At 60.0% G+C, this 12,558-nt stretch carries 11 protein-coding genes; 6 read left to right on the top strand and 5 right to left on the bottom strand.

The genetic code is table 11. The features are described from left to right. Positions 1 to 70: 70 nt before the first annotated feature. On the top strand, positions 71 to 1,321 hold the full coding sequence (locus tag FGU65_RS03130) for an SLC13 family permease (protein ID WP_301662959.1): 1,251 nt from the start codon (positions 71 to 73) through the stop codon (positions 1,319 to 1,321). Here the strand turns inward: FGU65_RS03130 and FGU65_RS03125 are convergent. Continuing rightward, positions 1,308 to 2,222 carry a Clp1/GlmU family protein gene (locus tag FGU65_RS03125; protein WP_301662958.1) on the bottom strand — a complete coding sequence of 305 codons (915 nt, stop codon included), beginning with the start codon at positions 2,220 to 2,222 and terminating at the stop codon, positions 1,308 to 1,310. The two genes, FGU65_RS03130 and FGU65_RS03125, sit on opposite strands and share 14 nt — an antisense overlap. Before the next feature lie 89 nt (positions 2,223 to 2,311). Between FGU65_RS03125 and FGU65_RS03120 the strand changes: the two genes are divergently transcribed. Next, positions 2,312 to 2,827, top strand: coding sequence for a hypothetical protein (locus tag FGU65_RS03120; RefSeq protein ID WP_301662957.1), 516 nt, complete (start codon positions 2,312 to 2,314; stop codon positions 2,825 to 2,827). Between the two features lie 9 nt (positions 2,828 to 2,836). Continuing rightward, positions 2,837 to 3,346: a hypothetical protein gene (locus FGU65_RS03115; RefSeq protein ID WP_301662956.1), complete on the top strand. Its 510-nt coding sequence runs from the start codon at positions 2,837 to 2,839 to the stop codon at positions 3,344 to 3,346. A gap of 8 nt (positions 3,347 to 3,354) precedes the next feature. Here FGU65_RS03115 and FGU65_RS03110 read toward each other — a convergent pair whose 3' ends face one another. From FGU65_RS03110 to FGU65_RS03100, 3 genes are all read right to left on the bottom strand, one after another. Continuing rightward, a complete protein-coding gene (locus tag FGU65_RS03110; RefSeq protein WP_301662955.1) occupies positions 3,355 to 4,353 on the bottom strand; it encodes a hypothetical protein in 999 nt (332 codons plus the stop codon). A 109-nt stretch (positions 4,354 to 4,462) separates the two neighbouring features. Continuing rightward, a complete protein-coding gene (locus FGU65_RS03105; RefSeq protein WP_301662954.1) occupies positions 4,463 to 4,939 on the bottom strand; it encodes a pyridoxamine 5'-phosphate oxidase family protein in 477 nt (158 codons plus the stop codon). Positions 4,940 to 5,253: 314 nt separating this feature from the next. Further along, the gene (locus tag FGU65_RS03100) at positions 5,254 to 5,553 is read right to left on the bottom strand and encodes a DUF427 domain-containing protein (RefSeq protein WP_301662953.1); all 300 of its coding nucleotides are present in this window, start codon (positions 5,551 to 5,553) and stop codon (positions 5,254 to 5,256) included. Between the two features lie 204 nt (positions 5,554 to 5,757). Between FGU65_RS03100 and FGU65_RS03095 the strand changes: the two genes are divergently transcribed. The 3 genes from FGU65_RS03095 (at position 5,758) to FGU65_RS03085 (ending at position 9,658) form a co-directional block, all read left to right on the top strand. After that, a complete protein-coding gene (locus FGU65_RS03095; RefSeq protein ID WP_301662952.1) occupies positions 5,758 to 7,005 on the top strand; it encodes a hypothetical protein in 1,248 nt (415 codons plus the stop codon). Between the two features lie 121 nt (positions 7,006 to 7,126). Next, entirely contained in the window at positions 7,127 to 8,317 is a 1,191-nt protein-coding gene (locus FGU65_RS03090) for a DUF4352 domain-containing protein (RefSeq protein ID WP_301662951.1), read from the top strand. Between the two features lie 192 nt (positions 8,318 to 8,509). Continuing rightward, positions 8,510 to 9,658, top strand: coding sequence for a hypothetical protein (locus FGU65_RS03085; protein ID WP_301662950.1), 1,149 nt, complete (start codon positions 8,510 to 8,512; stop codon positions 9,656 to 9,658). Between the two features lie 460 nt (positions 9,659 to 10,118). On the opposite strand, the gene FGU65_RS03080 is transcribed toward FGU65_RS03085, so the two are convergent. Next, positions 10,119 to 12,362: a S8 family peptidase gene (locus tag FGU65_RS03080; RefSeq protein ID WP_301662949.1), complete on the bottom strand. Its 2,244-nt coding sequence runs from the start codon at positions 12,360 to 12,362 to the stop codon at positions 10,119 to 10,121. Positions 12,363 to 12,558: the final 196 nt, after the last annotated feature.

The raw sequence follows: 12,558 nt of genomic DNA, 5'->3' as shown, positions 1-12,558 counted from the left end.
TCCGGAGCAGTCTACCTGATAGCAGCACTGATGCGGGCGGCTGCCCGCCTGCTGCCGGTGATACGTCTTCATGGGCTCGGTCGTTCCTCTTGCTGTTCTTCTTGCGGTTCTCTTTCTGATCGCCGTCCGGAAGGTGGGCGCGGTCCGCCTTCAGATATGGCAGATTGTCGTGGGAGGAGCCCTTGCCGTTCTGCTCACCGGGCAGATCTCCGCTCAGAACGCGCTGGCAGCGATCAATACCGATCTCCTGGTCTTTCTCTTCGGGACATTCGTCATCGGCGAGGCTCTCTCACGAAGCGGCTACCTCTTTCACGTCGCATACCGCATCTTCGGGCGGGCGACAACCGTCCGGCGGCTGGTCCTTCTGATCATCATCGCAACAGGCCTCCTCTCTGCGCTCCTGATGAACGACACCCTCGCCATCGTTGCAACGCCGCTGATGCTCTACTATGCGGCCAGGTTCGGCATCTCGGAGAAACTTCTGCTGCTCGCGCTGGCATTCGGCGTGACCACCGGCAGTGTCGCAAGCCCCATCGGGAACCCGCAGAACCTCCTGATCGCCCTCGACGGCGGGCTCGAAAATCCGTTCGTCACATTCTTTGTCTACCTTGCGGTCCCGACCGTCCTCTGCCTGCTGCTGGCATATGCCGTTCTCATACTCAGGTTTCGGCATGAGATCCCCGAAATTCCGCTTGTCCACCTTTGCGAGGAGATTACGGACGCCCGGCTTGCCTTTCTCGCACGCATCTCGCTCACGACGCTCGTGCTGCTGATCGGCATCAAGGTCGTCGCCGTGCTGCTCGGGGTGCAGATTGCGATTCCCCTCCCCTACGTCGCGCTCATCGCAGCGCTTCCCGTGCTCATTGGAAGTGAAAAACGGCTAGACGTGCTGCGTTCGATCGACTGGCGCACACTGCTCTTCTTTGCCGCCCTCTTCGTCCTGCTGGGAAGCGTCTGGCAGTCGGGCTTCTTCCAGCCTCTTATCGACAATGCGAGATTTGATCTCACCGCCGTCCCCGTAATACTTGCAGCGAGCGTTATTCTCTCGCAGTTCGTCTCGAATGTCCCGTTCGTTGCCCTCTATCTCCCGATTCTCACGCAGATCGGTGTATCCTCCCGGGAGCTCGCTGCTCTTGCAGCAGGGAGCACCATTGCGGGGAACATGCTGATCATGGGGGCGGCGAGCAACGTGATCATCATTCAGAACGCCGAACGGCACGGCATGACATTGACGTTTCGGGAGTTTGCGGAAGTGGGCATTCCACTGACGCTCCTGCAGGCTGCGGTGTACTGGCTCTTTCTGGCGGTCATCCCCTGGTAGCCTCGAAGGGGGAGTACGACTCCATCTCGCCCGGCGGTGCTGCGAGGTCGAGATAGAGTGATCCGAACTGGATCGAGGCAGCTCTGCTCCGATCGACAGGCGGCATGAGGACCTGCATCCGGCGCGTTTCGGGATCGGCGGATCCGATCACCCCCAGTGCGATGGCAAAGTTCCACCGGTCGCAGAGGGCGACGAGGCGGCGGTGTACCTGTACCGGTTTTCGAAGGTCGGGAACTCTCCCGTGCAGACCGAGACGGCGGAGCGATACTTCGTGCACCTCTGCACCGACGAAGTAGGCGCGGAACTTTTCTTCGCGGTATCGGCGCCGCTCTGCCGGGGGGCGCGTGATGACCGCCGGCGAGATCCCGAGGCGATGGATCCGGATCCCGGGATGGCGGCGGAAATTGGCGAGCAGCCGCTCAAGTTCCCGCCCACGCTGCAGGGCGACGATATGGTCCGGCTGCAGAAGGTCTATCATCTGGAACTGGAACTCAAAGGCCGCATCCCCTGAGATGTAGCCCGGTGAATCGAGGATGACGGCGGATGCGCCTGCCGAAACCGCCGTCTCGAGCAGCCTTTTTGCACCGGTCAGGGTCTGGAGCAGATGGCCGCGGGGTGAGGTGGCGCCGACAAAGCGGAGGAGAGAAGTGGCGGGCACATTCCTGTCCGTGATCGCGAGGCCTACCGTCGTCGGCGGTCCGATCGCCGACTGTCCCGTGTCGCAGTCGATATACGCTGTGGTGCCGTATGCATTCAGTTCCCGGGTGAGATACCGGCAGAGGGTGCTCTTGCCGCTGTCTGTTCCCCCGATGATATATGTCCGCTGCGGCGCTGGTTCTGATGCGAGCACCGTGACGAGATCCTGCCATCCTTCGCCGATGGAAAGCCCGGGATCGTTCATTTATCGGATCATGCCGCTTGGTTCAGATGAACCTTCGCATATGGCGACTGAGCAGAGTATTTATCATCTCCCTCTCCCACTGCAGGGGCATGGCTGGAAGAACTGGCTCCACTGAACCGATCTTCGCGGTTGAAAACCGGCCGTTCCCGCATCTCTCGGCAACGTCGCTCGATGGAACGGCAGTGACGCTGCCTGACGATCTCCGGGGAAGCCTCGCGTTCATCGTTGTTGCCTTTCCCCGGTGGGTGCAGCCGGTCCAGGAGACCTGGACAGGACCGTTCGAAAAGGCTTTTGCCGGCAACCCCCGCGTGAAAGCGTACATGGTCGTCGCCGTCGCCGGGAGGCTGGAGGCATCACTCGCCGACCGGGTCGATGAAGCTCTTCGCGGCGTTCTGCCGCCGGAGAGGCACGGTCGGGTGCTGACGTATGCCGGAGATCTGGACGAATACGCCGGGCAGCTCGGGCTCGACGACATATCGCTTGCCTATCTCTACCTCGTCGACGGAGAAGGGGTGATCCGATGGGCGGAGAAGGGCGCGGCAACCCCTGAAGGGTTCGACAGACTCCTGGAGATTGCACGGACGATCCTTGCGGAGTACCGGTAGGAAGATCGTATGAACGGGATGCTGCGTGGTGATGCTGGCGCGGCGATCGTCGGGCGACGGTTTCCGACGATCGCCGCCAACTCGCTTGCGGGCGATATGGTGACGCTCCCGGATGCAGCGAAAGGGTTGGTCGCGCTCGTCGCCGTTGCGTTTGTCAGGCGGGCGCAGGAGCAGATCGACTCGTGGACGGATCGTTTTACGGCGGCATTCGGTGACAATCCCCGGTGCACTGTCTACGAGGTTCCCATGATGGACGGACTGATGGCGAGGGTCTTCTCCGGCAGCATCGATGCCGGGATGCGAGGCGGGATTCCCCCGGCGCAGCACAGTCACGTCATCACCTACTATGGCGACCTCGATCCGTACCTGCGTGATCTCGGTATCGATGACCGGAATCTGGCCTTCGTGTATCTCCTGGACCGCGAGGGGATCATCCGGTGGTCGGGAAGGGGTTTTGCGACGCCCGAGCGGCTTGAGGATATGGTGGAGGTGGCCCGCGCCCTCCTCGTCCCCGGGTGACCGGGGTCTTACGTCTTCCCTTTCCTGCTCGCCGGCAGCACCGCAGCGATGACGGCGAGCACCGGCCCGGCGAGTACGCCCGCCCAGGTGGCGAGACCGAGGACTCCCAGCACAGCCACGATGATGCGATCCGTTCTGCTGCCGGCGCTGCGCCGGAGTCCAACCGCCAGCATGAGGGCGCCGAGCAGGATGGGGATGAGAGCGGCGATCAGAGTCACCAGTGCCGCCGCCGTCAGGGGAGGGCCCATCAGGGCGATGACGAGCTGGGTCAGGGTCATCGCCCCGCTGCCGATGTACAGGAGACCGGCGAGCGCAGCCGTCCATCCGAAGGCGGAGAGCGCGCCTCTCCGCTGCCAGGCTATAAGTGCGACGCCGAGAGCGACCACTGCAGCGAGCGGTGAGAGGATGAACGCGAGTGACTGGCCTTCCCAGAGGTGGATAGCGATGACGTCGAGAGGTATGGTCAGCCACTCCGTGAGCGTGTACTGCTCGCGGGTGCCGACGGCGAGCGCGTACGGCCCCGAGCCTTCTGTGGCGTAGACCGCGACGACGTAGTCGCCGGTTTCGGGCGCGGCAAGGGAGACCTCGGCAGTTCTGTAGGACTTTGCCGGTGTGAAGGGTTCGAAGAAGGGCTGGTCGGGTCTCGTTCCGGGAATGGCCGTCGCCCCTGCGCCGCCGGGAACCGTAACGGCCGGCGGTGCTGCACCGGCTTCAGTGATCCCGGCCCCCATCAGCACCATGCCGGGCGCGAATGCTCCCTCCTCGGGCGTCTGGAGAGAGAGCCGGATCAGGTCACCTTCTTCCATCCGGAAGCGGTAGTAGTCGACGGTGTCGTTTCCACTGAGACGTGCATAGACCACCCAGGACTTGGTGGGGTCTTCGATGATGGTCGCAGCAGACAACCGGTCGGTGTCGCCCTCCACCATAATGGGGACGTGTGCAGACACTGCGGGCAGCAGGATGCAGCAGCAGATGATGATACCAAGGATACCGCTCCGGGTGGTCATAGCCCTTGCCGGGCCGGGCGAGTATATATACATGGCGGCATCGCCGCGGACTCTTCATGCGCGGCGGTCTCTCCGGCTCCTGCAGGCGGCAAAAAAAGGTGCGAGATGGTTACAGGTTTTTCAGGGCGACGATGTCGGTGACGCCGGTCAGCTTCCAGATGTTCGAACGTTCCTCGGATGCAATCGACTCGATCGGCTCTTCCGGTTTGTGGCCGAGCGCTGCGAGGATATTCTGCGAGAGGTTCTTGCTTTTGATCATATCGACGAACTTCTGCCTGATGATCTTCTTCTCTATCGCATCCTCCAGCTGAACGAGATACCCCTGCATGGTGACGAATGTGTACGAGGAGAGATCGCTTGTATAGCGTTCGACTTCAACCGAGACATAGGGGTGCTGGCGGAAGAGGTCGTTCTTTCTTCCGTACTTGGTGGCCAGGAAGTAGAGAAACTTCCCGTCGAAGACATACAGAAACGGTGCGATATACGGATACTTATTCCCCTGGAATGCAATCCTGGAGAGATATCCTTCTTCGATGAGGTTGTCGTATTCGGCTTTGTCCATCTGGGGAATTTTTACAATCTCCATAGAGCATCCCTCACTGTGAGGGATTGCCGGAGGGCATATTAAAGGTTTCTTTTATAGCGCCGACGCGCCCATCTTCTCATCAGCGGGCTTTCCGGGAGTGCTCCTGGAGGGAACTTGAAAAAGCAGTCTCCGGGATAACCCGATCTGTTCTGTGCGATCATGATGCACCAGGCGTATATCCCCAAAAGCCGACGATGCAGCCATATCGGCTATAGTCCCGATCGGCTGTGATTCCCGGGAATCCGGGTGTGTCTATGGAGGCGCACAACCTATCCGTCCACCGGCACGAGGCTTATCTGGTGTTTCCTGGAGGACTATCCGGTTTCACGGAGAACTTTCACGCCCCGCCAGAAGGCAATCCGGTTCTGGATGTTCTGCGCTGCCGGTTTTGGCTCCGGATAGTACCATGCTGCATCGTCATTGACCTCTCCATTCACGATGATGTCATAGTACTGTGCAACACCTTTCCAGTCGCATATCGTCTGTGTCCGGCTCTCCCGGAGATATTCATGGTTTACGTCGTCCGACGGAAAGTAATGATTCCCTTCAATGACGATCGTATTGTTGCTCGCGGCGATGACCTTCCCGTTCCATGCGGCAGTAACTCGCGGCATCGGTGCCGGTGTCGGACTTTGGAACAGATGAATCTTCTGTGTGGTCCAACACCGATTTGCGGTACCCTGATCCCGAACGTGCCGGCCAGACACGGTTTGTATCCCTGAGCATTCGGTTACATGTCCGGTTTGGCTGAATGCCGGTATTAATTCGGTTATTTTTATTGTAATACTTTTATATACTAATGTGAAAAATAATCTGGTATGCGCGTTCACCTGGTATCTGCACTGTTGATCGTAGGAATTCTTGGACTTTCGGGATTCCTGCTTTCTGCATCGGCGCTTGTTGTTTCCGCCAATGCAACCAATGTTTCGTACGAACGGGACGGCGTGGCGCTCCAGGGTATGGGGGCGCTCCCTGTGGTCGGCATGCTCTCGACGTACCTTTCGCCTGAAATCCCGGTCAACGTCTCCGCCGGGACAGAGGAGAACCTATCCGGACCTGCAGACGCCGGCCCTGTCGGGGATACAATCGCCGGGAACACCTCCGTTTCTGAAATGGATCTCGATCTCGATGCCGCCGGTACGTCCGGCGAAGCGTATGGAAACGGCTTTTCCGCTGACGAAAGGATGCGTTCCCTTATCAGCGATGCAGCCATGCCGCTTATGATACTTGCCGTGCAGAGCATGGCTGCCGAGCGATGCAACGACACCCTCGGGATGCAGACCGCTGCCGCGGAGATGCACGAACTCGCCGCGCATGCACGCACTGAAGCGGCATCGCTGGAGGTATCGGGAGAGCTGCAGCCCACGCAGGCGAATTTTCTGCTGGCGCTGGATCAGTACGAGAAAGCCGGCGCTCTTCTGACGGCAGAGAACGCCAGCGGTGTATCCTCCGCACTCGTCAGTATCGCTGAAGGCTGCTCTTCTCTTGAGGTGGCAATGCAGGGGCCGGGGCAGGAGGCGCTCCTCATGCAGACGGGGAGTGGATCTGCCGCTCCGGTGGTCGGGATGACCGCCCCTGTCCAGAAGGAGAATGCATCAAAAGAGCACCTTGCACTGCTTGAGCGGTTCTGCTACGACGATCCCGAAGGTGAGAACATGCTCTCATTCATCGCCGAATCAACCGGCAAGGTACATTCCTTCACCTGCGCATCCGGTGATGAGAAGGAGACCGTCGCAGCCGGAAATGACCGGCAGTTCCTTCTGGTCGTCGTGAAGGCCACGAACCTCGGACATAAGGGGAACGGCGACCTCTATCAGGTGGACACACCGGAGACCGCGGCGATAACGCTCCACTGCCACGACAGGGAGTACCTGCCGCTCGATCTCCCAGCCAAGACCTCGCTCGGTGAATCATACGCCGGATCCAGCCTTGAGCGGTATGCGTCCAAGGAGGGGTATCTCGTCTTCGACGTTCCGGCGTCGCTGAATGTCTCCGAGGCGAGTCTGCATCTCGACCTCGGCCAAAACGGGGCGCCCGCCTGGAGCCTGGCCGAGCCCACCCCGTAACTTTTTTGCTCCCACTCCTGCCCGGGCATGCACAGTGCGCCGGTTCCGGGAGGCTGTTCCCCTGTGAACGCACATCCGGATGCCTCTTCGGATCTGTAAGGTTTATCTGGCATGACGGATCATGTACCCCTCCATGGAGCGCTGGGACTCTGCCGCCAAAATTGCCGGCATCTCTTTCCTCGTAGGGCTTCTGCTCATCTCATACGCGGTAAGCCCGCCGCCTTTGGTATCCGGGGGGGCGATTGCAGAGCCGGGGCCTGATGAGCCGTCTCTCAGCGGCAACGTATCGTCTCCTCTCTCTGACATGAGCCGCCGGCTGGATGCGGGAACCGCATTTACCATTTCGCAGCCGCCGCCGGTGGAGAATGAATCCCTGAATACGACGCCGCTTCCCGTCGAGAACACGACCGTCACGCTACCCGAGTATGACGACGAGGTTCTGCGGGGAGTGATTGCAAACAATAGTGTCTCTCTGATGATGCTCGCGGTTCAGGGCATCTATTCGTTGTACTACTGGGACGAGGCCGCCGTGCATGCAGATGGTGCCAGACTCCACGCCGCCGCCTCGGCGCTGCTGCCGGAGGTCCGGTCGCTTCACATCTCACCCGACCAGGAGCACCTGCAAGCGACATTTGTCGCTGCGCTCAATGCATATGTCTCAGCCGGTGCGGTCATGAAAGATGGAGCCACCCTGAATGCATCCGAGGTGGACGCGGCTTTTGACGGCATCATAAACGGGACAGAGCACCTGCGCCTCGCGGTCGGTAATCTCTCCGATGACCTGCAGATCCCGGAGGAGATCGATGCTATCGGAGCGTTCACGCTGCGATCAAAGTCTGCTCCCATATTCAAGAACGCGCTCCCGCTCAGGCAGCGGTACACCTTCACCGACCGGACGGGTGCAAACATGCTCTCGCTCATCCTCGAGTCAGCCCGGGAAACAGGGGTCTATTATGTCCTTGGAGGAGACGGTGCCGCCGTCGCCGCCGAACCGGGACGCGCGTTCGTCGTGGTCACCCTGCAGGTCACCAATATCGGGCACCAGGGTGAGAGCAGAACCTATACCGTTCGGACACCCGATCCGGGAGCGTTTACTCTCCAGTATTTCGACGCCACATACACTCCTCTGAAGATCCCGTCGCGGATCTCTTTCGGCGACGCCTACGGAGCAGGCACGCTTGATCGGTATGAGTCGAAGGAAGGAGTGATTCTCTTTGATGTTCCGGCGTCTTTCGAGAGTGCCGACGCATATGTCCGGGTTAATCTCGGCGATCAGGGAACTCCTGTCTGGGCGCTCGGAAGGACACTGTAAGAGCATTTCTGCGGGATAGATCCGCATCTCCACTTTTAAATTCATGGAATTAACCTATTTCTGTCGCACGTTTATTCTGCACCCCCGGCACGCCTGGAGGTGAGCCTGGAACTTTGGCGGCGGCAACTGCAGACCGGTGCTGCCTCACTGACCGACGCAAATATTATATATTGTCTCCAAACATTGTGCGGTATGCGCATCGGATACGTTCTTCTGATCGTTCTCACCGTTGCCGGGCTTCTGGGAGGGGCGACGGTTGCCCTGTTCGCGCCGCACGGCGCCGATCAGGGAGCCCGGCAGATCCAGAATGCCTCCGCAGGGGCATCCGATGCCGATCTGCTTGAGCTGCCGTTCCCGGTCAATCTGTTCACCGCAGTTTTGCCTCCCGGTGACGAACCGGCAGACAACGTGACGTTCATTCCGGAGGAAAACTCCTCTCTTCCACTTTCCGGTGACGATGCACTGGCTGCACTGATATCGGATACCGGTATCTCTCTCCCGGCGCTCTCTGTTCAGACCATCCACGCTGTCTATTACGGGGATGCAGGTTCCCTCGCCGACAGTGCAGAAGAACTCTCTGCTCTCTCCGCCTCGGCCCTGTCGGATGCCGAAGACTGTGACGTCTCGCCCGGGAACGAATCGGTCAGGGAGGAGTACATGGCTGCAATGGAGGAGTTCCTCGCCGCTGGCGATCTGCTCGCGGGTATGGCGTCTCCTGACCGGGCTGCCATCGAAACGGCGTTCGACCACATCGCACTCGGGACGGAACGTCTCCGTGAGGCGATGCGTCTCTACAACGAGGAGCTGATTGCCATTCCCGCCGAACCGTCTCTCCTGCTGGTCGAACCGGAGCCTTCGCCGACGCCGGCATACCCGGATGCGCTCGGCCTGATGGAGCGGCACTGCCATGAGTATCCGAGCGGGAAAGGCAGCAACGTCCTCTCGCTCATTGTTGATTCAACAGAGGAACGCCATGTGTTTACGGCAAAAGACGGTTCACGGAAACGATTCGAAGCGGAGAGCGGGCGGACGTATCTGCTCGTCGTCATCAGGTCTGCTCATATCGGCTTTCGGGGGGACGGAAAGAGCTCGTCGATCCGGCTGCCGGCACCATCTGCATTCACGCTGCTGTATGGCGGCGAGTCATACACCCTGATGACCGGTATCCCGACGGCGACGTCCGAGGGCGAGACGTATACGGGCGGGGTGCTTGCTATCGAAGAGACCGATACAGGTTACCTCTTCTTCGACGTTCCCGACTCGCTGAATACTTCAGAGGCATACCTCAAGGCGAATCTTGGCACCGCCGCTCCCGTCTGGCGCCTTGAACCGTTGCGGTGAGGGTACCCCCCATTCCCCTTCCGCCTGCCGGCCGCCGTCCCGTCCATCAACCCTTAAATAATAGCAATCCTGGCAGAATTCCACCGCATTTCGACCTTCACAGAAGCCTTCAGACGGCCGATCTCACCGTGAGCTCTGGTCTCCATCCTCTAAAAATCACTCTGCTGCCTATCTCCAATACGGTCCTGGGATTATGCCGTATTTCTCCAATCCGGGCAAAATTCTCCGTGGAATCGGTTTGGCGAAATCCGGCCTTCGGGACAACCGGGAACATCGGTAAACAACCCCAATGTGCCCTCCGTCCTGGACGGTGTGGGGGCGGCTTCACCTTCAGGCCGCAGATCGGCAAAGGGGAGCCCAGTTCAGGAAAAGACGCGAAATATTGGTAAAATCTCCCTTTTGAGGCTGATATTGGAGATATTTTGAAATGCACCCGTGCAGAGGTGAAAAAGAGAATGGACTAGAGGGAGATGCTGTCCGATGTCTCGCGGTTGGCGGACGGGGTGTAGACCCAACCGTCTTTGGCAACCGCATCGACCGTGAAGACGAAGGGCTCGCTGGTCTTCCGGGCGAGGTTCGACGTGAACGTAACTGACCCGTCCGCGCCGGTCAGTCCTCGTTCGGTGCCCCGGCCAAGGCCGCTCCAGTGGCCGGAGACCTCTGCGCCGCTGACGGGATTCCCGTCTGCATCGGCGATGGTGACCGCGGCCAGGCCCCGGATCCGGAACCAGAAGTTCTGGATGCCCATATCGATCCGCTCCACGTGCATCTCGGGTTCGCTTGCCACCTCCGTTACCGTCACCGAGAACGTGTCGGTGTCGGATGCTCCGCCATCATCGACGACGGTGAGCGTTGCGGTGTAGGTGCCGGATGCTGTGTAGGTGTGCATCACCGTCGACCCTGCGCCGCCCGTTCCGTCGCCGAAGTCCCAGACGAAATCTATAATCGTGCCGTCGCTGTCGTAGGATGCGGAACCGTCGAATGAGACCGCTGCGTCCACGGCAGCAGCGACATTGCCGCCTGCGTCTGCAACCGGCGGCCTGTTGGGTTCGACCGTCACCGTCACCGTATCGGTTGCAGAGGCGCCGTCGGTATCGGTGACCTGCAGGATGACGGTATGCGTGCCCACCGTATAGTCGCCGGTCAGGGTTTCCCCGTCGCCGAGGAGCACCTCTCCCTCTGTCCATTGCCAGGCGGCAATGGAGCCGTCGGGGTCGTAGGACCCGGAACCGTCGAGGGTGATCGATTCGACCCCGTCGCCATCGGCATCGCTCGCCGTTCTGTCTTCTCCCGCGTCTGCGACGGGCGGGTCATTCGCCGGAGTCGAGAAGAGATAGGGCACGCCTCCCTCAGGATCGGTCGCGGCGTTCCCGGAAGCGTCCGTGGATGTGACACGGAAGTAATACGTCGTCTCCTTCAGGAGTTCCGGTACCTGCAGGGTGTGCGACGTAACCGGAGCTGAGTCCGATACACTCCGGCTCAGATCCGAGGCGGATACGCCGTAGTGCACGGCGCTATCTGCCGCCTCGTCCGTCTGCCAGGTGATCACGGCACTGCTGCCGGTGACCTCTGCCACATCCACATCCGAGATGAGAGGCGGGGTGGTATCCGCATCGGGAATGCCGACGGCTTCGACGGCATTCACCAGTCCGTTGCCATACCAGGTTGACCTTCCGAGCGCGTCGGCCGTCTCTGCGAGGTGTTCGCGCACCTGGGCATTCCCCCACCCCGGCTGCGCCTCCATCAGCAGCGCTGCAACACCGGCCACGTGCGGGCATGCCATGGATGTGCCGCTGATCGTCTTATACCCGCCAGGGTAGGTGGAGTAGATATCGACGCCCGGTGCCGCGAGTTCGACGTCGGGCCCCGTACTTGACCAGGATGCCCGGCGGTCGCTCCGATCGGTGGCCGCGACCGCGATGACCGAATCATAGCGGGCAGGGTAGTCGACCGTGTCCCCGTATCCGCTGTAACGGCCGTCGTTTCCGGCTGCCGCTACAATGAGCACCCCCGCATCATACGCGGCGTCGCATGCCGACCGGAAGGCGTAGGAGTCGGAGTTGCCCCCAAGGCTCATGGAGATGATCTGTATGTCGTTCTCGATCGCCCACTCGATACCGGCGACGACATCGCTGATATAGCCGCCGCCGCTTTTGTCAAGAACCTTGACCGCATAGACCTCCGCTCCCGGTGCAACGCCGACGATGCCGGAACCATCATCTTCGGCGGCGATGATGCCTGCACAGTGGGTTCCATGGCCGTTATCGTCCATGGGATCGGCATCGTGTCCGACAAAATCGTACCCTCCCCGGTAGTTTTCGTCGAGATCCGGGTGGGTGTAGTCGATACCCGTATCGAGGACGGCGATCCGCACACCGTCTCCGTTCACGGAGGTGTGCACTCTCGGAGCCCCTATCCGGGAAACGCCCCAGGGGACGGTTTCGGCAAGTGCAGAAACCCGGTAATCGGGTTCGATGAATGCGATCCTGGGATCTCGTCCCATCTTTTCTACGACGGATCCGGGCAGGTCCGCCGTGACTGCCGAGATCTCACGATGAACGTGTTGTATGGTGCCCTGGTGGAGCATCGACTGGTCAGGATCGTCCCGAAAGCCGATAATGACCCTTTCCGCTCCTGCTCCCGTGATGAGCGTGCTGCAGATCACGAAAAGAGTTATCAGGCACACGAGAAGTGTCCGTTTCATTGGCGTGCCGTATGTATTGAACTCCTATATAAGGATATCCACTACACGAAGTATATTTTTGTTATTATTAATCGACAGTAAATAAAAAGGGGCGGTCGGACAGGCAGTTATTGTATTTAAGCAAACCTCATTCGTGACCCTCCTTGGCAAACTTATAAATATAACATACGTCTATGCGCAGGTAACATCGTTGAGG

It is taken from the genome of Methanoculleus frigidifontis, from assembly GCF_030464345.1.
Lineage (GTDB): Archaea > Halobacteriota > Methanomicrobia > Methanomicrobiales > Methanoculleaceae > Methanoculleus_A > Methanoculleus_A frigidifontis.
This window is presented reverse-complemented; position numbering and strand designations above follow the sequence as displayed.